Annotated in this window: 21 protein-coding genes and 1 tRNA gene; 14 read left to right on the top strand and 8 right to left on the bottom strand. The window is 68.3% G+C overall.

The features are described from left to right. Nucleotides 1–75 precede the first annotated feature (75 nt). Nucleotides 76–894 (top strand): TOBE domain-containing protein, encoded by an 819-nt coding sequence (locus L1Z78_RS23250; RefSeq protein WP_234638696.1) that lies wholly within the window; start codon nt 76–78, stop codon nt 892–894. 73 nt (nt 895–967) lie between these two features. Further along, on the top strand, nt 968–1,384 hold the full coding sequence (locus tag L1Z78_RS23245) for a hypothetical protein (RefSeq protein WP_234638695.1): 417 nt from the start codon (nt 968–970) through the stop codon (nt 1,382–1,384). Between the two features lie 71 nt (nt 1,385–1,455). On the opposite strand, the gene L1Z78_RS23240 is transcribed toward L1Z78_RS23245, so the two are convergent. Continuing rightward, a complete protein-coding gene (locus L1Z78_RS23240; protein ID WP_234642250.1) occupies nt 1,456–2,601 on the bottom strand; it encodes an MFS transporter in 1,146 nt (381 codons plus the stop codon). 544 nt (nt 2,602–3,145) lie between these two features. On the opposite strand from L1Z78_RS23240, the gene L1Z78_RS23235 reads away from it, so the two are divergent. The 4 genes from L1Z78_RS23235 to L1Z78_RS23220 all read left to right on the top strand — a co-directional run bounded on the left by L1Z78_RS23235 (nt 3,146) and on the right by L1Z78_RS23220 (nt 8,222). Further along, nucleotides 3,146–4,342 carry an imelysin family protein gene (locus L1Z78_RS23235; RefSeq protein WP_234638694.1) on the top strand — a complete coding sequence of 399 codons (1,197 nt, stop codon included), beginning with the start codon at nt 3,146–3,148 and terminating at the stop codon, nt 4,340–4,342. 103 nt (nt 4,343–4,445) lie between these two features. Then, complete coding sequence (locus tag L1Z78_RS23230; RefSeq protein ID WP_234638693.1) at nt 4,446–5,963, top strand: di-heme oxidoredictase family protein; 1,518 nt, start codon at nt 4,446–4,448, stop codon at nt 5,961–5,963. After that, nucleotides 5,963–7,048, top strand: coding sequence for an imelysin family protein (locus tag L1Z78_RS23225; protein ID WP_234638692.1), 1,086 nt, complete (start codon nt 5,963–5,965; stop codon nt 7,046–7,048). The genes L1Z78_RS23230 and L1Z78_RS23225 overlap by 1 nt, the downstream gene beginning before the upstream one ends. Then, nucleotides 7,032–8,222 (top strand): DUF1513 domain-containing protein, encoded by a 1,191-nt coding sequence (locus L1Z78_RS23220; protein WP_418921646.1) that lies wholly within the window; start codon nt 7,032–7,034, stop codon nt 8,220–8,222. Before L1Z78_RS23225 ends, L1Z78_RS23220 begins: the two co-directional genes overlap by 17 nt. 93 nt (nt 8,223–8,315) lie before the next feature. On the opposite strand, the gene L1Z78_RS23215 is transcribed toward L1Z78_RS23220, so the two are convergent. From L1Z78_RS23215 to L1Z78_RS23195, 5 genes are all read right to left on the bottom strand, one after another. Next, nucleotides 8,316–8,392: transfer RNA gene (locus L1Z78_RS23215), tRNA-Met, on the bottom strand. 128 nt (nt 8,393–8,520) lie between these two features. Next, nucleotides 8,521–9,300, bottom strand: a complete 780-nt coding sequence (locus L1Z78_RS23210; RefSeq protein WP_234638690.1) for an enoyl-CoA hydratase — start codon at nt 9,298–9,300, stop codon at nt 8,521–8,523. A gap of 75 nt (nt 9,301–9,375) precedes the next feature. Continuing rightward, on the bottom strand, nt 9,376–11,286 hold the full coding sequence (locus L1Z78_RS23205) for a M61 family metallopeptidase (protein WP_234638689.1): 1,911 nt from the start codon (nt 11,284–11,286) through the stop codon (nt 9,376–9,378). Nucleotides 11,287–11,406: 120 nt separating this feature from the next. Further along, nucleotides 11,407–12,117 carry a DsbC family protein gene (locus L1Z78_RS23200; protein ID WP_234638688.1) on the bottom strand — a complete coding sequence of 237 codons (711 nt, stop codon included), beginning with the start codon at nt 12,115–12,117 and terminating at the stop codon, nt 11,407–11,409. 131 nt (nt 12,118–12,248) lie between these two features. Then, nucleotides 12,249–13,394, bottom strand: coding sequence for an FAD-dependent monooxygenase (locus L1Z78_RS23195; protein ID WP_234638687.1), 1,146 nt, complete (start codon nt 13,392–13,394; stop codon nt 12,249–12,251). 133 nt (nt 13,395–13,527) lie between these two features. Here L1Z78_RS23195 and L1Z78_RS23190 point away from each other — a divergent pair, with 133 nt between their 5' ends. Both L1Z78_RS23190 and ychF read left to right on the top strand, forming a co-directional pair. Beyond that, nucleotides 13,528–14,394, top strand: coding sequence for an MOSC domain-containing protein (locus L1Z78_RS23190; RefSeq protein ID WP_234638686.1), 867 nt, complete (start codon nt 13,528–13,530; stop codon nt 14,392–14,394). A gap of 69 nt (nt 14,395–14,463) precedes the next feature. After that, entirely contained in the window at nt 14,464–15,558 is a 1,095-nt protein-coding gene (gene ychF, locus L1Z78_RS23185; protein ID WP_234638685.1) for a redox-regulated ATPase YchF, read from the top strand. Nucleotides 15,559–15,706: 148 nt separating this feature from the next. Here the strand turns inward: ychF and L1Z78_RS23180 are convergent, their stop codons facing one another. After that, entirely contained in the window at nt 15,707–16,477 is a 771-nt protein-coding gene (locus L1Z78_RS23180) for an IclR family transcriptional regulator (protein WP_234638684.1), read from the bottom strand. Between the two features lie 85 nt (nt 16,478–16,562). Next, nucleotides 16,563–17,528, bottom strand: a complete 966-nt coding sequence (locus L1Z78_RS23175; protein WP_234638683.1) for a Bug family tripartite tricarboxylate transporter substrate binding protein — start codon at nt 17,526–17,528, stop codon at nt 16,563–16,565. Nucleotides 17,529–17,742: 214 nt separating this feature from the next. Between L1Z78_RS23175 and L1Z78_RS23170 the strand changes: the two genes are divergently transcribed. The 6 genes from L1Z78_RS23170 to L1Z78_RS23145 all read left to right on the top strand — a co-directional run bounded on the left by L1Z78_RS23170 (nt 17,743) and on the right by L1Z78_RS23145 (nt 23,404). After that, entirely contained in the window at nt 17,743–18,909 is a 1,167-nt protein-coding gene (locus L1Z78_RS23170) for a CaiB/BaiF CoA transferase family protein (protein WP_234638682.1), read from the top strand. An 8-nt stretch (nt 18,910–18,917) separates the two neighbouring features. After that, on the top strand, nt 18,918–19,637 hold the full coding sequence (locus L1Z78_RS23165; RefSeq protein WP_418921645.1) for an enoyl-CoA hydratase/isomerase family protein: 720 nt from the start codon (nt 18,918–18,920) through the stop codon (nt 19,635–19,637). A 28-nt stretch (nt 19,638–19,665) separates the two neighbouring features. Beyond that, nucleotides 19,666–20,505, top strand: a complete 840-nt coding sequence (locus tag L1Z78_RS23160) for a CoA transferase subunit A (RefSeq protein ID WP_234638680.1) — start codon at nt 19,666–19,668, stop codon at nt 20,503–20,505. After that, a complete protein-coding gene (locus tag L1Z78_RS23155; RefSeq protein ID WP_234638679.1) occupies nt 20,502–21,236 on the top strand; it encodes a CoA-transferase subunit beta in 735 nt (244 codons plus the stop codon). Before L1Z78_RS23160 ends, L1Z78_RS23155 begins: the two co-directional genes overlap by 4 nt. Before the next feature lie 23 nt (nt 21,237–21,259). Next, nucleotides 21,260–22,753: a class I adenylate-forming enzyme family protein gene (locus L1Z78_RS23150; RefSeq protein WP_234638678.1), complete on the top strand. Its 1,494-nt coding sequence runs from the start codon at nt 21,260–21,262 to the stop codon at nt 22,751–22,753. A 183-nt stretch (nt 22,754–22,936) separates the two neighbouring features. Further along, entirely contained in the window at nt 22,937–23,404 is a 468-nt protein-coding gene (locus tag L1Z78_RS23145) for a hypothetical protein (protein ID WP_234638677.1), read from the top strand. The last annotated feature ends 68 nt before the right edge of the window (nt 23,405–23,472 follow it).

The following is a 23,472-nucleotide window of genomic DNA, read 5'->3' as shown; positions in this document are numbered from 1 at the left end:
GCGAAGTGTAGCGACCTGACCGCACATCTCCAAGGTGCAGGCGTTTTATCTGGCGGGACATAGCGCTTGCGGGGCATGATGTCGCGCATGACCGCCGACCCCTCCCTGCCCCTGTCCGAACTGCTGCCTGCGCTGGGCCATGACCCGGCCGACCGGCGCATCGCCATCCTGCGCCATATCGCCGCGGGCCATTCCATCTCCCAGGCCGCGCGCGAGGCCGGCATCAGCTACAAGGCGGCCTGGCAGGCGCTGGATGTGCTGACCAACCTGGCCGGCCGTGCCCTGGTCGAGCGCTCGGTGGGGGGGGCGGGCGGCGGCGGCGCGCGCATCACCGAGGCCGGCCTGTCGCTGCTGGCCATGGCCGACGCGCTGGAAGATGCGAAGGTACAGGTGCTGCGCCGCTTTGCCGCACAGGGGACGTCAGGCCTGGCGCCGGCTGCCCGGCTGGGCCTGCGCACCAGCATGCGCAACCTCTGGCCCTGCCGCATCGAATCGCTGAAGGCGCAGGGCGCGCAGGCGCTGGCCTGCCTGGTGCCCGATGCCGGAGCGGACGGTGTCCCGGGCGGCTACCGCATCGCCGCGCGGGTCACGCAGGAAAGCGTGCAGCTGCTGGCGCTCGCGCCCGGTGTGCCGGTGCTGGCGCTGTGCAAGGCGACGGCGGTGCAGGTGCTGCCCTCTGCGCCGGGCGATGCCGAGGCGGGCACCAATCTCTGGCCTGCCACGGTGCAGCGCGTGGCACGCGGCGCCACGGCCGCGCCGCGCGAGGTGGTGGCGCAACTGCCATGGGGCGGCAGCGGTGTGGGCTATGTCCATGCCGGCGAGAATCTGCGTGCAGGCCGCAAGGTCTGGATGCAGGTGGCCGGATCGGCCGTGGTGCTGGCCATCGTGGATTGAGCACGGGTGCTTGTTGCACAGGGTTTCCATGATGGCAGGGAACCCGGCAGGCACTTCGGAGTCCATGGCTCTCATGAAAGTCCTTTTGCGCAAATGCCTGCTGGTGCCGCTGCTGAGCCTTCCCATGCTCTGCCAGGCCAGCCTCTTCGATGCCACCCCGCTCGATGCCCAACAGTTCAACCTGGGCCTCGTGGGCTTTGCCGGGCAGATATCGCCTGCGGAGCAGCATCTGGATGATCTGCTCAGGCGGCCCGAGGCGAATGCCATCCTGCTGTCGCTGATCGACGATCCGGCACGCTCGCCCGTGGCCAAGCTCTATGCGCTGTGCGGGCTCAAGCGCCTGGGCAGCGGCGGCTACGAGACCGCGCTGGGCAAGATGCGCGGCCTGGACGGCCAGGTCTCCGTGATGTTCGGTGACCAGATGCTCCTGGAAGACATCCGCCAGGCGGCGGAGCGCATCGAGCACCAGCAGTGCGACGAAGGCAGTTGAGCTCGGCGCGGTGAATGAAAAAAGAGCTGCCATCGGCAGCTCTTTGCATTGCAGGGGGATGGCCGGCCCGCTCAGGACAGCTCGCGCCCCTTGAGTTCGGGGATCAGGAAGGCCGTGGCCAGCATGTCCAGCACATAGATCGCGGCCAGCAGCGCGATGGCGACCTGGAACGAGTAGCCCATGGCCAGCGCGCCGATCACCACAGGGCCCAGGCCGCCCACGGCGCGGCCGATGTTGAACAGCACGTTCTGCGCGGTGGCGCGCGCCTCGGTGGGGTAGGCCTCGCTCATGACGGCGCCGTAGCCGCCCATCATGCCGTTGACGAACAGACCCATGAGGGCGCCGGCCCAGAGCATGGCCGTGGGGTCCGAGAGCTGGGAGTACAGCAGCACCATGATGACCGAGCCGAGCTGGAAGATCAGGAAGCTGGGCTTGCGGCCGATGCGGTCGGCCAGCTGGCCGAAGACCCAGATGCCGACCATCATGCCGATCACGGTCACGGCGGTCCACATCGAGGACTTGGTCAGGCTGAAGCCCAGCTGCCTGGACAGGAAGCTGGGCATCCAGATCATGATCCCGTAGTAGCCGAAGTTCTGCACCGAGGTCAGCACGATCACGCCCAGGCTGACGCGGGTCGTGGCCCTGTCCTTGACCAGCAGCTTCAGGCTTTGCATCACCGGCGGTCGCTGTGTCTTCTGGCGCTGCACGAAGACCTCGGGCTCGTGCAGCCTGTTGCGGATCACCCAGGCGACGACGGCCGGGATCACGCCGACCAGGAACATGCCGCGCCAGCCGATGACCGGCAGCAGCAGCGGCGTCAGCAGCGCGGCACCGAGCACGCCCATCTGCCAGCCCAGGGCCACATAGGACGAGACGCGTGCGCGGTGGCGCGCGGGCCAGGCTTCGGCGGCCAGCGCCATGCCGATGCCGAACTCGCCGCCCAGGCCGATGCCTGCGATGGTGCGGTAGACCAGCAGGTCCCAGTAGCCCTGGGCGAAGGCGCACAGGCCCGTGAACACGGCGAACAGCACGATGGTCCAGGTCAGCACGCGGATGCGGCCGTAGCGGTCGCTGAGCATGCCGAAGAACAGGCCGCCGAACACGGCGCCGATCAGCGTCCAGGTCACCAGCGAGCCGGCCTGTCCCGGCGTCAGGTGCAGGTCGGCCGAGATGGCCGAGAGCATGAAGCCCAGGATCAGCAGGTCGAAGCCGTCCATGGCGTAGCCGACGGCCGAGCCGGCCAGGGCTTTCCAGCTGTCGCGGCTGACGTGCGTGAGGGCATGCGTGGGGGTGCTGGCGCCTGCGGCACCGGCCGCGGTCGCCCCGGAAGGGATGGTGGTCACTTGGAAATCCTCGAAATGCAAGCGGTTTGCAGACCGCAACGGACGGGCCATGCGCGATGGCCCGTGCAGAGCAAGCCGCTGTGCAAAAAAACGCTTCTGCAAAAAGCGAAAGCCCTGAATGCGGCAAGGCAGTCAGGGCTTTTGGAGGTGTCCGGGCGGGCGGTATTCTAAGCCAGGTTGGGTTGCCAGGCAAGGGCCGCCCCAAGTCGGCGGACCTTGCCATGCCATGCCATGCCGTTGCCGCCTGTGATGGAGCGCAGATGCCGCGCTTGCCAGGATCGCGGCGCCGGGCGGACAAGACCTTGCTCGGCGGTGCGGCGATATCACGGAAATTTTGCCAATAAAAACAATTCTCATTACATTTTGGCGTTCCGATTTCAAGTTTCCGAGTTCCTCCATTCCTGAATTCCCTTCCGCCATGCAATCCATCCTGATTGCGGCCGCCCTTGCCCTGGGCGCGGCCGCCCCGATGAGCCAGGCCGCAGCCGCCGGCACTGTCCAACAGCCCGTGAAGAAGAACCTCTCCGTCTCGGACGTGGTCAGGCACTACAGCACGCTGGTGCATGCCAATTACTCGGACTCGATCACCTCGGCCAAGAGCATGCAGAAGGCCATCGACGCCTTCCTGGCTGCGCCCAGCGAACAGGGCCTGCAGCGTGCGCGTCAGGCCTGGCTGGACGCCCGTGAGTACTATGGCCAGACCGAGGCCTTCCGCTTCTACGCCGGCCCCATCGACAACGACGAAGGCCCCGAAGGCCAGATCAACGCATGGCCCATGGACGAGTCCTATGTGGACTATGTCGAGGGCAATCCCACGGCCGGCATCATCAACAACCGCAAGGAAGCCATCACCAAGAAGCGCCTGGCCGAGCTCAACGAGCACGATGGCGAGGAGAACGTCTCCACGGGCTGGCACGCCATCGAATTCATGCTGTGGGGCCAGGACCTGGACGACAAGGGTCCGGGTGCCCGTCCCTACACCGACTACGTTGATGGCAAGAAGCCCAATGCCGACCGCCGCCGCCAGTACCTCAAGGTCGTGACCGAGCTGCTGATCGAGGACCTGCAGTCCGTGGCCGACGCGTGGAAGCCGGGCTCGGCCAGGAACTTCCGCGCCCAGTTCGAGAAAAAGCCCGATGACGCGCTGCGCCGCATCTTCGTGGGCCTGGGCTCGCTGTCGCGCGGGGAACTGGCCGGCGAGCGCCTGGAAGTGGCGCTGGCCAGCCGCGACCAGGAAGACGAGCACTCGTGCTTCTCCGACAACACGCACCGCGATGCCGTGACCAATGCCCAGGGCATCCTCAACGTCTGGCAAGGCAGCTACAAGCGCCTGGACGGCAGCCTGCTGCAGGGTCCCGGCATCAAGGACTGGGTCGCCGCCAAGGACAGCGCCCTGGCCGACAGGACCACGCGCCAGATCCGCCAGTCGGTGGAAGCGGCCCAGGCCATCCCCGCGCCGTTCGACCAGGCCATCCAGGGCGCGCGTGACTCCGCCTCGCGCGCCAGGATCCAGGCGACCATCGACAGCCTGGTCCAGCAGAGCAAGGACTTGGTGGAGGCGGCCAACGCCGTCGGCATCACCCAGCTGAACCTGGTGGACCCCAAGGCCAACTAAGAGCCTGAGTCCGCCCGGCATCCGATCCCCCCATGCCATGCGCCAAGGCCGCCGCTCCCGCAAGGGTCCGGCGGCCCTGGCATTTCCAGGCAAGCCACCCACCATGAACATCTCCCCTTTGCTGCTCGCCGCCGCCACCCTGGGACTGATGGCCTGCTCGGCCCAGCGCCAGGATGCGGCTGCGCCTGCACCTGAATCCGGGCCTTCACCGGCGCCCTCCACGGCTTCCAGGCCAGCACCTCCACCCGAGCTGCTGTTCGCCGCGCCCGCCGAGCCGCTGCAGCCCGGCGGCCTGACCACGGTCCACGCCACGGGTCGCAATGCCTTCTCGCTGCCGGCTGCCAATCTCGACGATGCCGAGCGCACGCGCTTCGTCATCGGCAACTCCTTTTTCAAGCGCAACTGGGTGCAGGCGCCGGCGTCGACCACGGCGCGCGACGGACTGGGGCCGCATTTCCTTGCGCGCTCCTGCGGCGGCTGCCATGTGCAGGACGGCCGCGCCCAGCCGCCCGATTTCCACAACCCGCTCAAGCCCCAGCCCTTCGCGGGCCTGCTCATGCGCCTGTCGATTCCGGGCGAGGGCCCGCATGGCAGCCCGCTGCCCGATCCCGTCTATGGCGACCAGTTCAACACCCAGGGCGTGCTCGGCGTCCAGGGCGAGGGCGAGGTGCGCATACGCTACGAGCAGGTGCAGGGGACATTTGCCGACGGCACGTCCTACACGCTGGAAAAGCCCGTCTACGAATTCAAGGGCCTGAACTATGGGCCCATGGCCGCCAACGTGATGGTCAGCCCGCGCATTGCGCCGCAGGTCATCGGCCTGGGGCTGCTGGAGCACATCCCCGAATCCGAGATCCTGGCCAATGCCGCGGCCCAGGCCGCCCTGGGCGGCTCCATCAAGGGCCAGCCCAACTATGTCTGGGATGCCTATGGCGAGCGCATGATGCTGGGCCGCTTCGGCTGGAAGGCCAACGTCGCCTCGCTGGCCCACCAGACCGCCTCGGCCTTCCTGGGCGACATCGGCATCACCTCGAAGCGCTTTCCCCAGCAGACCTGCACGCCCGCGCAGAAGGACTGCCTGGCCGCCCCGCATGGCAAGGGCGCCGAGGGTGTGGAGATCGAGGACCGCGTGCTCGACGACGTGATCTTCTACCAGGCCACGCTGGCGCCACCGGCACGGCGCAATCCGGATGACGCCACCGTGCGCCGTGGCGAGGCGCTGTTCCATGCCGCCCAGTGCGCGCAGTGCCACCGTCCCAGCTACAAGACGGCCGGCGCGCTGTTCCCCGGGCTGTCGCCGGCCCTCAGCAGCAAGGCGCTGTCGGGCCAGACCATCACGCCCTATACCGACCTGCTGCTGCACGACATGGGTGAGGCGCTGGCCGACGGCCGCCCCGATTTCCGCGCCACGGGCCGCCAGTGGCGCACGCCGCCGCTGTGGGGTATCGGCCTGCTGCCCGACGTGAACAACCACCAGCGCCTGCTGCATGACGGCCGTGCGCGCGGTGTGCTCGAAGCCATCCTGTGGCATGGCGGCGAGGCCGAACCGTCGCGCGAGAAGGTGCGCCAGTTCAGTGCCCAGGACCGTGAAGCCCTGGTCAAGTTTGTGGAGTCCCTCTGATGCCCCGCCTGCTCACATTCCCTCGCCAACTCCTGTCCGCCGCCGCCCTGGTGCTGCTGGCCGCCGCTCCTGCGCAGGCCCAGGAGGTGGAGGCCCACATGGCCATCCCCTTCTACAACACGGCCCATGCCGTCCAGGGCCTGTACGGCAAGTGGTATGCGCCCCAGTCCAAGGCGGCGCTGCAGTCCGCACAGTCATTGCGGCAGGCGCTGCAGGCGCACTGCGCGGCCGATGCCGCAGGCGACGCCGGGACGCTGAAGGCCGCGCGCCAGGCCTATGTGCAATCGGCCGTGCGCTGGAGCGCGCTGTCGGCCGTGGCCCTGGGGCCGCTGGTCGAGCGCCGTTCGGCGCGCCTGGTGGACTTCCGCCCCATGCGTCCGGCCCTGCTGAAGAAGGCCATACAGTCCGCCCCGGCCCATCTCGCGGCCATGGAGCGTATCGGCGCGCCCGCCAAGGGATACCCCGCGCTGGAACACCTGCTGTGGACCCAGCCCGCCGCGCCGCAGACGCCGGCATGCGCCTATGCCGTGCTGGTGGCCGAGGAGATCGCCGCCGAACTGGGCCTGCTGGAGCAGGGCTTCGCCGGGCTCGCCAGCCAGGACTGGTCCGAGGACGGCGATGCCACCACCGAGGCCATGGCCGAGTTCATCAACCAGTGGGTGGGCGGGCTGGAGCGGCTGCGCTGGGCGGACATGGAAAAGCCTTTGCGTAGTGCAGGCAGTGCGGGCAGCAAGCCGCCCGCCTGGGAACACCTGGCCAGCGGCAGCACGCTGGAGATCTGGCGCGCGCACTGGCAGGGCCTGCGCGCGCTGGCCGTGAGCGTGGACCGCAAGGTTCCCCAGCCCGGTACGGACATCGTGCCCATCGAGTCCTACCTGCGTGGCCGGGGCCTCAATCCACTGGCCGATCGCTGGCTCAAGGCCGTCGACGAAGCCGATGCCGGCATGCGCGCGATGAACGAGCCGACGACCCAGGCCGTCGATGCGGCGACCAGGCCGCTGTCGCGCCTCAAGCGGCTCATGGAGGGCGAAGTCGCGCCCGCGCTCGAAGTCAACATAGGGTTCTCGGATGCCGATGGAGATTGAGCCGACGCTGAACCGCCGCCAGTGGTTGCACGGCATGGGGCTGCTGGCCGCCATGCCCCTGTCCGCCGCACGGGCGGCCGGGACCGCTGCCGGATCGCTGGCCGCTGCCTGGATGCAGGGCGAGCAGATGCGCGTGGGCATCGTGCAGCCCGCCGCCCAGGCGAATGGCCCGTTGCAGGTGCTGCAGTCGCTGGACGTGCCCACCCGCGCCCACGGCATGGCCGCGCTGCGCGACGGCTCCGTGGTCTTCGCGAGCCGCCGCCCCGGCGACTGGCTGGTGCGCCTGCGCCCCGGCCAGCCGGCCGACGCGGCGCAATGGCTGTGGATAGAGCCCGACCGTGTCTTCAACGGCCATGTGATCGAAAGCGCCGATGGCCGGCATCTCTACACCACCGAAACCGACCTGGAGGACGCCCAGGGCCTGATCGGCGTGCGCGATGCCGCGACCCTGGAGAAGATCGCCGAATGGCGCACGGGCGGCATGGACCCGCACCAGCTGCTGCTGGACGGCGACGGCACGCTCATGGTGGCCAACGGCGGCATTCCCACGCAGTCCGAGACCGGCCGGCGCAAGCTGCAGCTGGACCACATGGACTCCTCCATCGCCCGGCTGCTGCCCGCCGAAGGTGGTGCCCGTGCAGGCCTGTGGAAGCTGGACGACAGCCGCCTGAGCCTGCGCCACCTGGCCTGGGGGCCCGAGGTCGGCCATGCGCCCGGCCGCCGCTGGCTGGGCATTGCGCTGCAGGCCGAGCACCGCGATGCGCAGGCCCGTGCCTCGGCCCCCGTGCTGGCGCTGTTCGACGGCGAGCGCCTGCATGCCGTGCCACTGCCTCAGGGCCGTGGGCCCCTGGCCGGCTACGGCGGCGACATCGGCTGCGATGGAGAGCTGTTCGCCGTCAGCTGTCCGCGCGTGAACACCGTCACCTGGTGGCAGGTGCCCGAAGGCCGCGAGGCCCGTGGCCGCTGGCTGCGCGGCGACGCCATGCAGGGGGTGTACTGCGTTGCCAACACCAGTGTGTCGCTGGATGCCGGGGGGCGACCGCTGCCCGCCGAGTCCGCGCTGTGGATGGGTGGCACGCGCCAGGCCCAGCTGCGCCAGCGCGGCCAGGTGCTGCGCACGGCCGGCGCACAGGACATGGCCCTGGACAACCACTGGATACCGCTGCGGCGCTGACGCCGCGGCCGCAGGCGATTGCCTCCTGCGGCCGTGCATCCGAACCGGAAAAGGAAAAGGGCCTACGTTTGCACGTAGACCCTTTGCTTTGTTTGGTGGCGCTTCACGGACTCGAACCGCGGACCTGTGGATTATGATTCCATCGCTCTAACCGACTGAGCTAAAGCGCCGTAAGACCTAAATTATATGCAGAATTTTTGGTCCATCCGGGAAGTTTTGCAAATTTCTCGAAATTTCTTTGCGAGAGCCTGCGGCAGCTTGCCGGAAGACGCGCATTGTAGCGCGTCTTTCAGGGGCTTCAGAGGTTCTTGAAGGCGGCCGGGCGCTTGTTCACGAAGGCATCCATGCCTTCCTTCTGGTCCTGGGTGGCGAACAGGGCGTGGAACAGGCGGCGCTCGAACATGACGCCATCGGCCAGCGAGCCCTCGAAGGCACGGTTCACCGATTCCTTGGCGGCCATGACGGCGATCTGCGAGAAGCCGCTGATGATGATGGCGGCGCCCAGGGCCTCGTCCATGAGCTTGTCCAGGGGCACGACGCGGCTGACCAGGCCGGCGCGCTCGGCTTCGGTGGCATCCATCATGCGGGCCGTGAGGGCCATGTCCATGGCCTTGGACTTGCCCACGGCGCGCGGCAGGCGCTGCGTGCCACCCGCGCCGGGGATGACGCCGAGCTTGATCTCGGGCTGGCCGAACTTCGCGTTGTCGGCCGCGATGATGAAGTCGCACATCATGGCCAGCTCGCAGCCGCCGCCCAGCGCGAAGCCGCTGACGGCCGCGATCACGGGCTTGCGGATGGCGCGGATGGTTTCCCAGTTGCGCGTGATGTAGTCGCCCTTGTAGGCGTCGGCGAAGCTGTATTTGGCCATGGCGCCGATGTCGGCACCGGCCGCGAAGGCCTTTTCGCTGCCGGTGATGACCATGCAGCCGATGGACTCGTCGGCGTCGAAGGCCTGCAGGGCCTGGCCCAGCTCGTTCATGAGCTGGTCATTGAGCGCGTTGAGCTGCTTGGGGCGGTTGAGCGTGATGATGCCGACCTTGTCGGCTTCCACGCGGATTTCGATCATTTCGTAGGCCAAGGGAGTCTCCTGCTGGGGGTTGTCGTCGTGATCCTGAAGAATAACCGGCTGCCGCGACGCGGGCGCGTGCGCCCTTCACGGCGCGGCAGGGGCCGGCGCGCTGCCCGCATCGGCGGCCAGCCAGCGTGCAGCGGCCTTCTCGTCCCCGATTTCCAGCCCGAAGTTGCTGGGTGCCGACGGCGGCAACGCTGCGGAACTGGCAGTTTTTGCATCGCCGTTGTCCGTTTTGTCGACCAGGGCGGCCGCCTCGGAGAGCAGGCCCGAGGCCCAGGGCAGGGTGAGGGCCATGATCTGGCGATCCCGGGACACCCAGGCGATGATGTCCAGCGCCGTGCCCGCATACAGCGCCAGGTCGTCGAGCCGGGTGATGCGCCAGCGCGCGGGCTGGGCCTGGGCGGCGCCGGCAGGCATCTCGATGGCCAGCCATTCGTCGCCCGCCATGAAGCCCGCGCGTTCGGCCGGGCTGCCGCGCAGCACGGTCTTGACGGTGAGGCCCTGGCTTTCCTGCACGCGCAGTCCCAGGCGCTGGGCGGTCTGCGCGGGCTCGGCCCTGGCCTGCACGCCGTGGGCGGCCAGCAGCTCGGCCAGCGGCAGGTCGTCGGTGCCGTGCACCCATTGCGCGATCTCGGGAGCGAAGCTGCGCCCGCCCAACTGCTGCAGAACGGCCAGCACATCGGCCTCGCGCATGGGGCCCGCATCGCAGCGCTGCCACAGCGCGCGCATCACATCGTCCAGCGTGGTGCGGCCTTCGCGGCGCAGCAGCAGGTCCAGGGCCAGCGCGACCAGGCTGCCCTTGGTGTAGTAGCTGACGGTCTGGTTGGGCGTGTTCTCGTCCTGGCGGTAGTACTTGACCCAGGCGTCGAAGCTGGCCTGGGCCACGGATTGCAGGCGCCGGCCCGGCGTCTGCAGCACCTGGTTGATGGTGCGCGCGATGAGCTTGAGGTACTGGCCATCGTCGATCAGCCCCGCGCGGCGCAGCAGCAGATCGTCGTAGTAGCTGGTGAAGCCCTCGAAGAACCACAGCAGCTCGGTGTAGTTCTCCTGCCCGTAGTCGTAGCGCGCGAACTCGGCCGGGCGCAGGCGCTTGACGTTCCAGGTGTGGAAATATTCGTGGCTGATCAGGCCCAGCAAGGTGGTGTAGCCCTCGGCCGCCTTGCGTTCGCCCACGCGCGGCAGGTCCCGCCGGCCGCAGATCAGGGCCGTGGAGTTGCGGTGCTCCAGGCCGCCGTAGCCGTCGTCCAGCACGTTGAGCATGAACACGTAGCGCCGCATGGGGGCGGGCGTGGCCTGCTCGCCCTCGCCATGCCAGAAGGCCAGCACGGTCTCGCAGATCCTGCGTGCGTCGGCGATCAGGCGCGCGCCGTCGAAGCTGGGCGCGGCGCCCGCGACGACGAAGCTGTGCGGCACGCCCGCGGCCACGAAGTCGCCGCGCCAGAAGCTGCCCATTTCCACGGGGCAGTCCACCAGCTCGTCGTAGTGCGCGGCGCGGTACAGGCCCCAGCCGCGCTCGTCGGTGTCCGCGGCCTCCAGGCCGGTCGCGATCTGCCAGGCGGCCGTGGCGTCGGAGGGGGCCAGCTCCAGCGTGTGCGGGGTGTCCTCCTGGCCCTGCACGCGCAGGCACAGGCTGGTGCCGTTGAAAAAGCCGCGCCGGCGGTCCAGCCAGGCTGTGCGCACCGAGCTGTCATAGGCGCAGAACTGGTAGCTGAGCACCAGCGGCTTGTCGGCGGCACAGTCCGCATGCCAGAGGTTCTTGCCCTGCTGGGCGAGCGCGACGGGGCGGCCGTCCTGCTCGGCTGCCAGGTCCTGGAGGTTCTTGGAAAACTCCCTGACCAGGTAGCTGCCCGGGATCCAGACCGGCAGGGACAGGGCCTGGCCCTGGGCCGGACGGGCGATGTGCAGCTGCACCGCGAACAGGTGCGCGTCCACATCCAGCGCCTGTATGCGGTAGTGGATGCCTGCGGCGGCGGTGGGGAGGGATGAGGTCATGCGGGCTCCTGCAGGTGAGGCCTGGAGGCTGCCCGGGCCCGCCGCGGCGGGCTGGAGCCGGGAAGCTCCGGCCTTGGGAAAACGATCGTCAAGGGGCGGCATCCGGGGCCGCCCCGGGGGTCAGCGGGCGGCCGCCGCGAGGTTCTTCTCGACTTCCTGGGCGCTGATGGCGCCGGGCACGCGCGTGTTGTTGGTGAAGATGACGGTGGGCGTGCCCGTGATCTTGTACTTGCGGCCGAAGGCCAGGTTGCGCTGCACGGCCGAGGTGTCGCACTGGGCGGATGCCGGCACCTTGTCGCGCAGCATGTGGTCGGCCCAGGCGCCGGCCTGGTCCTTGGCGCACCAGATGTTGCGCGACTTCTCGGCGGAGTCGGGGCTCAGGATGGGGTACAGGAACAGGTAGATGGTGACGTTGTCCACGTTCTGCAGGTCGCGCTCGAAGCGCTTGCAGTAGCCGCAGTTGGGATCCTCGAAGACGGCCATCTTGCGCTCGCCCTTGCCGTGGACGATGGTGATCGCATCCTTGAGCGGCAACTGCTTGAAGTCCACGGCCGTCAACTGGTTCATCCGGTCCTCGGTGAGGTTGCGCCGTGCCTTGGTGTCGATCAGCTCGCCCTGGATCAGGTAGTTGCCCTTGGCGTCGGTGTAGAACAGGTCCGTGCCGATGCGCACCTCGAACAGGCCGGACATGGGCGTGGGCCGGATCTCGTCGATCTTCTCGAGCTGGGGGATGCGCTCGGTCAGGGTCTTGCGCAGGTTGGCGTCCTGGGCATGGGCCCCCAGGCTCCAGGTCAGGCTGGCGGCCGTCAGCAGGCAGGCGAAGAGTTTCATGGCAATGCGGTGGGTGGGCGAGGAGGCAGTCGGGCCTTGCGCGCCGTGGTTGAGGGGGAGAGCGTGGCGACGGGCACCACGCGGCAGAAGTACGAGTCGTGAATCGGCAAAGGGTTCACTTTGCCGCGCGCTCATGCGCCGCCACGGGGATCCAGGCCCATGGCCTGGCGCGCCATCCAGTCCTTGAGCGGGCCGAAGCGCTCGAAGCCCTTCATGCCCCAGTTGCGCAGCATCTGCACCGGCACCTCGGTGCGGCTGAACAGCTGCTGCAGTCCGTCCATGGCCAGCCCCATGGGGGCCAGAGCGGCCTTGCGCTCGCGTTCGTAGCGGCGCAGCAGGCGCAGATCGCCCGTGCTGCGCCAGTAGCCGCGCTCCTGGAGCACGCGGGCCAGGGCCTGCACATCGCCCAGGCCCAGGTTCAGGCCCTGGCCGGCCAGCGGGTGCACATTGTGGGCGGCATCGCCCACCAGCACCCAGCTGCGGGCCGAGCGCGCATCGCTGTCCGGCATGGTGCCGCACCAATGGTCGGCCACGGCCTGCTGCAGCGGCCAGGCCATGCGCGGTGCGCTCAGCTCCAGCCGGCCCAGCGCGCCCTGGCTGATGGCTTCCAGCCTTGCCGTGAAGTCCTGTGCATCGGCGGCCAGCCAGCCGTCGGCCAGCTCGCGGGCAATGGACCAGACCACGGCCACGCCGTTGCCCTGGGGGCCGTCCAGCGGCAGCAGGGCCAGGATGCCTTCGGCCGTGAACCACTGGCGCGCCACCTGGCCGTGCGGCAGCTCGCAATGCAGCCGGGTGGCGATGGCGTGCTGGGCATAGGGGGTGACGGCGAAGTCCACGCCGAACTCGCGGCGCGTGCGGCTGGCGCGTCCTTCGCAGATGGCCGTCAGCGGCGCCGCCACGGGCTGCTCCACCACCTCGACCATGGGCTGGTAGCGCACGGCCTCGGCCAGGCGCTGCTCCAGCGCCGGCACATCGACGATCCAGGTCAGTGCCGCGACATCCTGGCGGGCGGCATCGAACAGCACGCGGCCATCCAGATCGCCGAAGACCTCCATCTGCGTCACGGCCGTGGCATGTTCCTCATCGGGCCAGCAGCGCAGGCTGTCCAGCAGGCCACGTGCGCTGGCATTGAGCGCGTAGGCGCGCACATCGGGGGCATTGCCTGCCGGCGGGGCCACGACCAGGGCCACCCGCAACCGCTCGCGGGCCAGCAAAAGAGCCAGGGTCCGGCCTGCGATGCCGGCCCCGCGTATACATACATCAAAGGATTGCGCCATGGCCGGCATTGTAGGAGTGCGGGCCGTGCAGGCAATTCCAACTGGCGCAAACTATGGCATTGCGACCCCGGGCCGCAGCCCGCGCCGTCATCTGGCATATTGGCCGCCCATCCAAAGAGATATCCGATATCCGATGTTCGATCAAGAAAGAGACGTTCAGGGCCGCATTGCCCAGCTGTGGGTCTATCCCGTCAAGTCCTGCGCGGGCATCGCGCTGCAAAAGGCCGATGTGGGCGCCACGGGCCTGGCCTGGGACCGCCACTGGATGGTGGTCGACCCGCAGGGGGAGTTCCTGACCCAGCGCGACCATCCGCGCATGGCCTGGATCCAGCCCGAGATCGGGACGCAGGACCTGGTCCTGCGCTTTCCCGGCCAGGAACCGCTGCGCGTCGCCCTGCAGGCCACCGGTGCGGTGCGCAAGGCGCGCGTGTGGTCGGACCGGGTCCAGTCCTGGGACATGGGCGCGGAGGCCGCGCACTGGCTGTCGCAGGCCCTGGGCACGGACTGCTCGCTGGTGCGCTTCGATCCCGCCGTGCCGCGCCGCACCAGCGAGCGCTGGACGGGGGGAGAGGCTGCGCCCGTGCACTTCGCGGACAGCTACCCTCTGCTGGTGCTGAGCCAGGCGGCCATCGAGGACCTCAATCAGCGCCTGCAGGCTGCCGGCCACGCGGCCGTGGATGCGCGGCGCTTTCGCCCGAACGTCGTGATCGAGGGCCTGGAGGCCCATGACGAGGACCGGGTGGACGGTTTCGACGTGCTCGGCACCCAGGGCCTGCGCCTGCGCATGGCCAAGCCCTGCACGCGCTGCCCCATCCCCGACATCGACCCCGTCACGGCCGAGCAGGGCACGGCCGTGGGCGATGCCATCCGCACCTACCGCCAGGATGACCGTGTCGATGGCGCAATCACCTTCGGCATGCATGCGGTGCTGGAGGGATTGCAGGACGGGGCCGGGCTGGCCGTGGGCCAGGCCGTGGCCGGAGACTGGCAGTTCGCCTGAAACGACAGGAAATGGCGGGTTGACTAAAATACCGGGTTTGTCCCCAGAATTCCTGTAGAAAGCCCTGCCATGAGCCTCAAATGCGGCATCGTGGGCCTGCCCAACGTGGGCAAGTCCACCCTCTTCAACGCGCTGACGAAGGCCGGCATCGCCGCCGAGAACTACCCCTTCTGCACCATCGAGCCCAACACCGGCGTGGTGGAGGTGCCCGATCCGCGCCTGCAGAAGCTGGCCGACATCATCACGCCCGAGCGCATCGTGCCCGCCATCGTCGAATTCGTGGACATCGCGGGCCTGGTGGCCGGCGCCTCCAAGGGCGAAGGCCTGGGCAACCAGTTCCTGGCCCACATCCGCGAAACCGACGCCATCGTCAACGTGGTGCGCTGCTTCGAGGACCCGAACGTGATCCACGTGGCCAACAAGGTGGACCCCATCGCCGACATCGAGGTCATCCAGACCGAGCTGTGCCTGGCCGATCTGGGCACCGTGGAAAAGGCGCTGAATCGCTACAGCAAGGCCGCCAAGTCGGGCAACGACAAGGAGGCGGCCAAGCTCGTGTCCCTGCTCACCCCCATCCAGGCGGCACTCAACGAGGGCAAGCCGGCCCGCACGGTCCCCGTCTCCAAGGAAGACGCGCCCCTGCTCAAGCAGTTCTGCCTGATCACCGCCAAGCCCGCCATGTTCGTGGGCAACGTCAGTGAAGACGGCTTCGAGAACAACCCGCTGCTGGACAGCCTCAAGGCCTACGCCGAGGCGCAGGGTGCCCCCGTGGTGGCCATCTGCGCCAAGATCGAAGCCGAAATGGCCGAGATGAGCGACGAGGACCGCGACATGTTCCTGGAGGAACTGGGCCTGGAAGAGCCCGGCCTGAACCGCCTGATCCGCGCCGGCTTCGGCCTGCTGGGCCTGCAGACCTACTTCACGGCCGGCGTCAAGGAAGTGCGCGCCTGGACCATCAAGGTGGGCGACACCGCTCCCCAGGCCGCCGGCGTCATCCACGGCGATTTCGAGCGCGGCTTCATCCGCGCCCAGACCATCGCCTTCGACGACTTCATCGCCTTCAAGGGCGAGCAGGGCGCCAAGGATGCCGGCAAGATGCGTGCCGAAGGCAAGGAATACGTGGTCAAGGATGGGGATGTGATGAACTTCCTGTTCAACGTCTGAACGCCGTTGGCGAGTCGCCCCCTGCGTTGTCAGGGGGCTCCGGAAAACCCCGCAAATCTTCGATCTGCGGGGTTTTTTGTCATTCATGCGCCATGGCGCCGCTTCGTGACGGCGTGTCGGGCTTCTTGCGGCTTTCGGGCCTGTCCGCTCAGACCGATTCCCCGAAATACCCGCGCGCATACCCCAGGGCCCTGGACAGCTGCGCGGCGGCATCGATGACGCGCGGCGCCATCTCCTTCATGCGGGCCACGCTCAGGCGGTCCAGCGGCCCCGAGATGCCGATGGCGGCCACGGGGCGCTCGAAGGCGTCGTAGACGGCCGCAGCCAGGCCGCCCACGCCCTCGCGCCATTCCCCGCGATTGACTGCGTATCCGACGCGAAGCGCCTTGGCGCACTCGGCCTTCAGGAGCTCCCTGGTCGCGATCGTGTTCGGCGTGAATCTCGGCAGGAGTTCCGGCAGCCGGTCCAGATAGTCGGCAGGCTGCGCCGCGAGCAGGGCCTTGCCCGTGGCCACGGCGTAGGCGGGGGCGCGGCCTCCGATCATCGAGTACGCGCGTATGGGCTGGATGCTGTCGATCTTGTCCACGTAGATGACGTCCTGCCCTTCCAGCACCGACAGGTGCACCGTCTCCGCGCTTTCCCCGGCCAGTACCGCCATGAACGACGGCGCGATCTTGCGCAGGTCGAGCTGTCCCAGCTGGCGCACGCCCAATGCATACATCTTGGTCGTGCTGCGAAAGCCTCCGCCTGCCGGGTCGCGCTCCACGTAGCCGGCGTGGATGAGGGTCTGCAGCGTCCTGTGCGTATTGCTTCGCGTGAGGCCGACGCGGGCCGCCACGTCATCGATGACGCGGGCCTCGCCCTGCATCTCGGCGATCGCCTCCAGCACTGCCAGTCCCTTGAGTAGCGTTTTGTCCATGCCAATAAGTCCCAAATATTGGGATGAGATTAGCATGTCTTTTGATTCTCACGGCTGAACGGTCCTCCCGAGGGCGCCGCTGCCCTCACTGCACCTGGGCGGTCTTTTGAACCTGGCCCCACTTGGCCAGCTCGGCCTCGATGATCCGGTTCGTGTGCTCGGGACTGCTCGCATGGGCATCGGCACCTTGCCTTTGCAGCGTCTGGCGCACCTCGCCCATCCTGGCGATCTCCTGCATGGCCCTTGAGAGCCGGTCCACGATGGCCGGTGGCGTGGCCTTGGGTGCGAGCAGCCCGTAGTAGGTCGTGACGTCGAAGTCCGGGAAGCCGGATTCCCTGAGCGTGGGAACGTCGGGCAGCATGTCGCTGCGCCTGGCGCTGGTCACGCCCAGGATGCGCAGCTTGCCGCCGCCGATCTGCGTGGCCAGGGCCGGCAGTGTCTCGAACACCAGGTCGATCTGGCCGCCCAGCAGGTCGGCGATGGCAGGTGCGCTTCCCTTGTAGGGGATGTGCATCAGCTTCATGCCGGCCGCCTGCTGGAAGTACTCCCCGGTCATGTGCTGGGTGGAGCCATTGCCGGCGGAGCCGTAGGTCAGGCCTTTGCCGCCAGCCTTGCCGAGCTTGACCAGCTCGGCCACGGAGTGGGCGGGCAGGTCGCTGCGCACCGAAATCGCCAGGGGAACCGAGCTGCCCATGGAGATGCCGGTCAATGCCGTCATCAGGTCGTAGGGGGGCTTTTGCGTGGGGATGACCGCATGGATGGTCAGGCTGCCGATCGCACCGAACAGCAGGGTGTAGCCGTCGCCGGCACTGTTGGCGACGGCCGTGGCGCCGATCTCGCCTCCGGCGCCCGCACGGTTTTCGATGACGAAAGGCTGTCCCAGCAACGGGCCCAGGTGCTGCGCATAGACGCGTGCCGTTATGTCGGTCGCGCCGCCCGGCGGGTAAGGCGTGATGACGCGCACAGGCTTTGCCGGCCATGTCTGCGCGAGCAGCGGTCCCGAGCAGGCCATGCCGGCGATGCCCGTCAGGATTTGGCGTCTTCGGATCATCTTTTGTCTCCTTTTGCCCTTGGGGCGGTGTGGCGTCCGGTCGCTGTCGATCTGGAGTCGGTATCTATGGATATTCCTAAAAATTAGGATTCATGTTCCATAATTTGTTGACATCATGGATGCCGCTGCTAGGATTTGTCAACGCGGCAGAACCTGGGGGCTGGCACCAGGCCAGCCGGGCAGGCAGAGCAAGCCCTTCATTTCGGGAGACAACATGAGCCATCGACTGCCGCTGGACGGCATCAAGGTGATCGAGATCTGCAACGTGGCCGCGGGCCCCTTTTGTGGAATGCTGCTGGCCGACCTGGGGGCCGAGCTGATCAAGGTGGAGAACCCGCAAGGCGGTGACACGCTGCGCAGCTGGCCTCCCATCAACGAGGGCTGCAGCGAGAACTTCGCCTCGCTCAACCGCAACAAGAAATCGGTCACCCTCGATCTCAAGGAAGCCGGCGATGCGCAACTGCTGCGCGAGCTGGTCCGGGGCGCCGACGTGCTCATCGAGAACAACCGGCCCGGCGTCATGGACCGGCTGGGCCTGGGCTACAGGGACCTGAAGGCCCTGAACCAGCGCCTGGTCTACTGCTCCATCTCTGCCTACGGCCAGACGGGGCCGCGCGCCAAGGAGGGCGGATTCGATCTCACCGTCCAGGCCATGAGCGGCATCATGAGCGTCACGGGCGAGGAGGGCGGTGCTCCGGTCAAATGCGGAGTGCCGCTGGCCGACTTCTCGGCGGGCCTCTACGCCGCCTTCTCGATTGCGGCGGCATTGCGCGCAGCGCAGGCCAGCGGGCAGGGCGTGCACCTGGATGTGCCCATGCTGGGCGCCACGCTGGGCATTGCGGCGCTCCAGACCTCGGAGTACTTCGGCAGCGGGCGTGACCCTCGCGCGCTGGGCTCGGCCCATCCGCGCAACGCGCCGTACCGTGTCTTTCGCTCGTCCGACGGCTACTTCGGCATGGCAGCAGGCAACAACACGCTGTGGCGCTCGGTCTGCGAGGTGGTCGGCAGGATGGCGCTGCTGGACGATGCCCGTTTCCTGACGCCTGCGCTGCGTGCCCGGCACCAGGATGCGCTGCTGGAGATCCTCGAGGAGGCGTTCGTGCGTGCCGACACGGCCACCTGGCTGCAGCGCTTTCGCGACGCGGGGGTGCCTTGCGCTCCCATCAACCGGTACTCGGAAGTGCTTGCCGATCCGCAGGTCGAGCACATGCAGTGGGTGCAGCCGCTGGAGCTGCCCAACGGCGTGATGACCAGGACCTTCGTGTCGCCGGTCCGCTTCGATGACCGCACACTGGCGGTGCGCCTGCGTCCGCCCGCGCTGGGCGAGCACAACGAGCAGGTGCTGGGACCGCTGCGCGATGGCGCCAAGGGGGTCGCATGAGCGGTCCTGTGAGTGGCGTCCTGGACATCCAGGTCAGCGGCCGGTGCTGGACGTTCACGCTGAACCGCCCCGAGAAATTGAACGCGCTCAATGCAGAGTTGGTGGAGGCCCTGCTGCAAGGGGTGCACCAGGCCGACACCGAGGGCGCCCGCCTCCTGGTCTTTCGTGGTGCCGGCAAGGGCTTTTGTGCCGGCTTCGACCTGTCGGACCTGGAGGCGCAAAGCGAAGGGGATCTGGTCCTGCGCTTCATCCGCATCGAACAGCTGCTTCAGGCGGTTGCGTCGTCCCCCGCATACACCGTGGCACTGGCGCACGGCAAGGTGTTCGGCGCAGGCGTCGATCTGTTCGCTGTGTGCCGGCGCCGTGTCGCCGCCGCCGACAGCATGTTCCGCATGCCCGGCCTGAAGTTCGGCCTGGTGCTCGGAACCCGGCGCTTCGCCGACCTGGTGGGATCGCAGAAGGCCTTGGAGATCCTTGGCGCAAGCCGTCCGTTTTCCACGGACGAGGCCCTGCGGATGGGCTTTGTCCAGCAGGTCCTCGCCCAGGAGGATTGGGCGGGAGCGGTGCAGGAGTGCGAAGCGCTTTCCGCGGAACTCGAGGACGAGGCACGGGCCTCGCTTTATCGCGCGCTCGATGCGGTACAGGCGGACACGGACCTGGCGCATTTGGTGCGTTCCGCCGCGCAGCCCGGGCTGAAGGAGCGGCTGCGCAAGTATCTGGGCCAGTAGCCAGGCCATCTTGGACAAGGACCATCCCATGCCTTCCGGATTCGTTGGAAAGAACAAATGCGTTCCCCTGCGGGAACTCGTCGCACGCGTCCCGGACGGGGCGTCCCTGGCCATTGGAGGGAGCTTTCTCCACCGTGGCCCGTTCGCCTTCGTGCGCGAACTGATTCGCCAGGGCAGGACCGGCCTGGAAATCATCAAGCAGTCTCCCGGCTACGACATCGACATTCTTTGCCGGGCCGGGGCCGTCAGAAAGCTGCGTGCCGGCATCGTCGCGATGGAGGGGAACTTCGGCCTGGCGCCCTGGTACCGCCGGGCCGTCGAGCGCCAGGAACTCGAGCTCGAGGAGCATGCCTGCGCGAGCCTGACCGCCGGGCTGCGCGCGGCGGCCTACGGCATCCCCTTCCAGCCTTGCGCGGGCCTGCACGGAAGCGACCTGCCCGCCTTGAACGGATGGGTGAGCCTGCCGGACCCTTACTCGGACGCCACCCCGGTGTACGCCATCCCCGCCATCCAGCCGGACTATGCGGTGCTGCTGGCCTCGGAGGTCGATCCGCAGGGAAATGTGCGCATCGCGGGAACACCGCATTGGGACCGCATCATGAGCCGTGCCGCGCGCAGTGTGCTGGTGGTGGCGGAAACGTTGGTGGACACGCAGGTATTCCAGGACAACCCGGAGTCCACCGTCGTGCCGTATTTCATGGTCGAAGCCTTCTCCGTCGTACCTGGGGGAGCCTGGCCGGGCTCATGCTGGCCCAGCTATCCCATCGATTACCCCGCGGTCGAAAGCTATCTGGCCGAGGGCGTGGAGGCCCTGGCCGCGCACCTCGCTGCAGCGCCCGAGGCGGCAACACAGGAGAAGGCACGATGAGCGCGAACTGGTCCGGTTTTTCCTACATCGCCATCAACCTGGCCCGGTTCATCCGGCCCGGCGAGATCACGTTCAGCGGCGTCAATTCCACCTTGCCCATGCTGGCCTGCCTGCTGGCCAAAAAGACGCTGGATGAGGACTTCATCTACATCAACGTCGCGGGCGGCGTGGACCCCGAGCCGTCCTGCGTTCCGCTGTCGAGCTCGGACCCCGTGCTTGCGCAGCACAGCGCGTCCATCTTCGCGAACGAGGACTTCTACGACCTGTGCTGCCGTGGTCGCATGGATCTGACGTTTCTCGGCGCCGCGCAGATCGACGGCGAGGGGTGCGCCAACAACTCGGCGATCGGCGACTGGCACCGGCCCAAGGTGCGCCTTCCCGGTGGCGGCGGAGGCGCCGTCATGCTGCCCACGGCCTTGCGCGCGTGCACCTGGCGTACCGAGCATTCGACGCGCACCCTGGTGAAGAAGCTCGACTTCCGCACCTCTTGGGGGGGCTTTCACGGGGTGGTCACCCCGATCGCGACCTTCATCAAGCGCGACGGCCGCCTGGCGCTGGATTCCTGGCATCCGCAGTCGTCCCTCGAAGAAGTGCGCGAGCGCACGGGTTTCGAATTCGACGCCAGCACCGCGCATCCCACCGGCTTGCCGACGCAGCGCGAGCTGCAGGCGTTGGCCTCGCTGGACCCCGACGGGCAGTTCGAGCGCGATGCCCGCGTGAGCCTGCGCTGAGCCACACCGGACAGGAGCTGCCCATGACCGACGCATTCGAATCCCTGGTCTCGGCCTTTCATCGCCGATGGCCATCGGCCGAGCGTGCCGCAAGACCCGCCCTGGTGGCGCAGGAGGCTGTCCTGAGCTATGGCGCCCTGGCGGCGCGGGTGGGGGCGCTGGCGGGCGGCCTGCGGGCCGCCGGAATACGCGAGGGTGACCGCGTGGCCATCGCCGTGCCGCGCTCCATGGACCTGGCCTGTGCACTGCTTGCGACCCTTGCGGCCGGTGCCTGCCCCTGCGTGCTGGAGCCCGGCCTCGGCCCCGAGGAGACCGCGCGGCGTTTCGCGGCGACAGGCATGACCTGGCTGCTGCATGATCGGACCCACCGGGACGACCCCGGCCTCGCGGCCGTGGCGCAGGTGCGGCGCATTGCATTCGAGAGTCTTTCCGCGGAGGCGCAGCCGTACTGGGCCCATGCATTGCAGCCCGGGGACTGTGCCTACCTGCTGTTCACCTCCGGAAGCAGCGGCAGGCCCAAGGGCGTGCTGCAAAGCCATCTCGGGTTGCGCGTCAACGCGGATGGCATCGTCGGGCGCACGGGGCTGGGCCCGCAGGACAGGTTGCTGCACACCATGCCGCTGCACCACACCAATGGTGTCAACAACCAGTTGCTGGCGCCCTTGCTGGCGGGCGCGGCCGTCGTGCTGGCAGAGCGCTTCAAGGCGCAGGACATGCCCGCCCTGATGGCACAGCACCGGCCGACCGTGATCACCGGGGTGCCGACGATGTACTCGCGCATGCTCGCGTTCGAGTTCCCGCCGGCTGCGCTGGCCGCCTTGCGCATGGCGCGCTGCGGCTCGGCCCCCATCACGGAGGCGCTGCACAGGCAGGTCGAGGAAAAGCTGGGCGTGCCCCTGGTCGTGTCCTACGGACTCTCGGAGGCGACCTGCACCTCCACGATGAATCCGCCGCTTGCGCGCAGGGTGGGCTCCGTGGGCACCGTGCTGCCGGGGCAGCGTGTCTTTCTTGCCGGCCGGGATGGCGCCGAGATCGAAGACCCCCGGCAGGAAGGAGAAATCTGCATCGGTGGTCCCAGCCTCATGCTGGGCTATCTGGAGGAGGGGGCCGCAGGCAGGCCCGCCGGTCCCGGGCCGGTGCTGCGCACCGGAGACCTGGGGCGCTTCGATGCCCAGGGGTATCTGTACATCACCGGGCGCATCAAGGACGTGATCATCCGCGGCGGCGAGAACCTGTCGCCCCACCTCATCGAAGGCGTGCTCGCGAAGGTGCCGGGCGTGCGTGCCTGCTGTGTCGTGGGCCGGCCCGATGCCGACCTGGGCGAGGTTCCCTGCGCCTTTGTCGTGAGAACCGCCGACGGGCCGGGACGCGCGTTGACGCAGCAGCACCTGACCGCCGCAGTGCTGGGCGAACTTTCGCGGGTCCATGCGCCCGTCGCCTACTACTACGTCGATGCGCTTCCGGAAAATTCCGTGGGGAAGGTGGACAGGAAGAGCCTCAAGGCCGCGCTGGCCTGAGCAGCCGGGTGCCGGCGGCCCGGGACGCCGGGCCTGCGATCGGACCGCGCCGGAATGGATTTTCGATGCTCCACCGAGGCCTGTCGTCGTCCTGCCGCCGCGCTTGGGCGGAAAATGGCGGCTTTCGGCCCTGCGTGCAAGCCAGGGCGCCGATGGACCAAGACAGGGGGGAACCGGGCCAAGATGCATGACAGTTTGACGCGGCTGGGGCGCATGGCGGCCACAGCTTCCCTGGCCATCCTCACCGCAGGCTGCGCGCCGCCCATGACTTTCGAGTCCTATGGCATCCCCCTGAGCCCGCTGCCGCAGCCCGTACCCACCCGGATACCCGACACCGGCCTCAACTGGAAGATGCGCCAGTACCTGGAGATGAGCGCCGATCCTGGCGAACCCGACTTCGCGGACCGGCTCACGGTGTTCAAGATCAGCTGCGGCACCGGCTGCCTGGAGTACCGGCTCATCGACCGCCGCACGGGCGAGGTGCTTCAGGGCGACTATGTGACCAACGGCGGGGTCGAGCACCGGCGTGACAGCCGGCTGCTGATCGTGCGCCGCTCCCAGGGCTTCGGGCGCCCCGTGTTCCTGGACTACCTGGTCTGGGATGGCGCCCGGCTGCGTCGCGTGATGACGGCCATGCGCGCAGCGGATTGAACGGGCCGGCCGCGTCCGCCAGCCACCCACCATAATCACGCTTCCCGTCCACAGAACACCTGCCCTCT

Origin of the sequence: Delftia tsuruhatensis, from assembly GCF_903815225.1 — a bacterium.
In the GTDB taxonomy this organism is placed as follows: domain Bacteria; phylum Pseudomonadota; class Gammaproteobacteria; order Burkholderiales; family Burkholderiaceae_C; genus Comamonas; species Comamonas tsuruhatensis_A.
Note: the sequence above shows the minus strand (reverse complement) of the source record. Positions and strands in the feature narration are given on the sequence as shown.

Bases quoted from the DNA above. Each gene is read 5' to 3' on its own strand.
- L1Z78_RS23250 (WP_234638696.1), top strand. From the start codon at position 76: ATGATGTCGCGCATGACCGCCGACCCCTCCCTGCCCCTGTCCGAACTG.
- L1Z78_RS23245 (WP_234638695.1), top strand. From the start codon at position 968: ATGAAAGTCCTTTTGCGCAAATGCCTGCTGGTGCCGCTGCTGAGCCTT.
- L1Z78_RS23240 (WP_234642250.1), bottom strand. From the start codon at position 2,601: ATGGACGGCTTCGACCTGCTGATCCTGGGCTTCATGCTCTCGGCCATC.
- L1Z78_RS23235 (WP_234638694.1), top strand. From the start codon at position 3,146: ATGCAATCCATCCTGATTGCGGCCGCCCTTGCCCTGGGCGCGGCCGCC.
- L1Z78_RS23230 (WP_234638693.1), top strand. From the start codon at position 4,446: ATGAACATCTCCCCTTTGCTGCTCGCCGCCGCCACCCTGGGACTGATG.
- L1Z78_RS23225 (WP_234638692.1), top strand. From the start codon at position 5,963: ATGCCCCGCCTGCTCACATTCCCTCGCCAACTCCTGTCCGCCGCCGCC.
- L1Z78_RS23220 (WP_418921646.1), top strand. From the start codon at position 7,032: ATGCCGATGGAGATTGAGCCGACGCTGAACCGCCGCCAGTGGTTGCAC.
- L1Z78_RS23205 (WP_234638689.1), bottom strand. From the start codon at position 11,286: ATGACCTCATCCCTCCCCACCGCCGCCGCAGGCATCCACTACCGCATA.
- L1Z78_RS23200 (WP_234638688.1), bottom strand. From the start codon at position 12,117: ATGAAACTCTTCGCCTGCCTGCTGACGGCCGCCAGCCTGACCTGGAGC.
- L1Z78_RS23195 (WP_234638687.1), bottom strand. From the start codon at position 13,394: ATGGCGCAATCCTTTGATGTATGTATACGCGGGGCCGGCATCGCAGGC.
- L1Z78_RS23190 (WP_234638686.1), top strand. From the start codon at position 13,528: ATGTTCGATCAAGAAAGAGACGTTCAGGGCCGCATTGCCCAGCTGTGG.
- ychF (WP_234638685.1), top strand. From the start codon at position 14,464: ATGAGCCTCAAATGCGGCATCGTGGGCCTGCCCAACGTGGGCAAGTCC.
- L1Z78_RS23180 (WP_234638684.1), bottom strand. From the start codon at position 16,477: ATGGACAAAACGCTACTCAAGGGACTGGCAGTGCTGGAGGCGATCGCC.
- L1Z78_RS23175 (WP_234638683.1), bottom strand. From the start codon at position 17,528: ATGATCCGAAGACGCCAAATCCTGACGGGCATCGCCGGCATGGCCTGC.
- L1Z78_RS23170 (WP_234638682.1), top strand. From the start codon at position 17,743: ATGAGCCATCGACTGCCGCTGGACGGCATCAAGGTGATCGAGATCTGC.
- L1Z78_RS23160 (WP_234638680.1), top strand. From the start codon at position 19,666: ATGCCTTCCGGATTCGTTGGAAAGAACAAATGCGTTCCCCTGCGGGAA.
- L1Z78_RS23155 (WP_234638679.1), top strand. From the start codon at position 20,502: ATGAGCGCGAACTGGTCCGGTTTTTCCTACATCGCCATCAACCTGGCC.
- L1Z78_RS23150 (WP_234638678.1), top strand. From the start codon at position 21,260: ATGACCGACGCATTCGAATCCCTGGTCTCGGCCTTTCATCGCCGATGG.
- L1Z78_RS23145 (WP_234638677.1), top strand. From the start codon at position 22,937: ATGCATGACAGTTTGACGCGGCTGGGGCGCATGGCGGCCACAGCTTCC.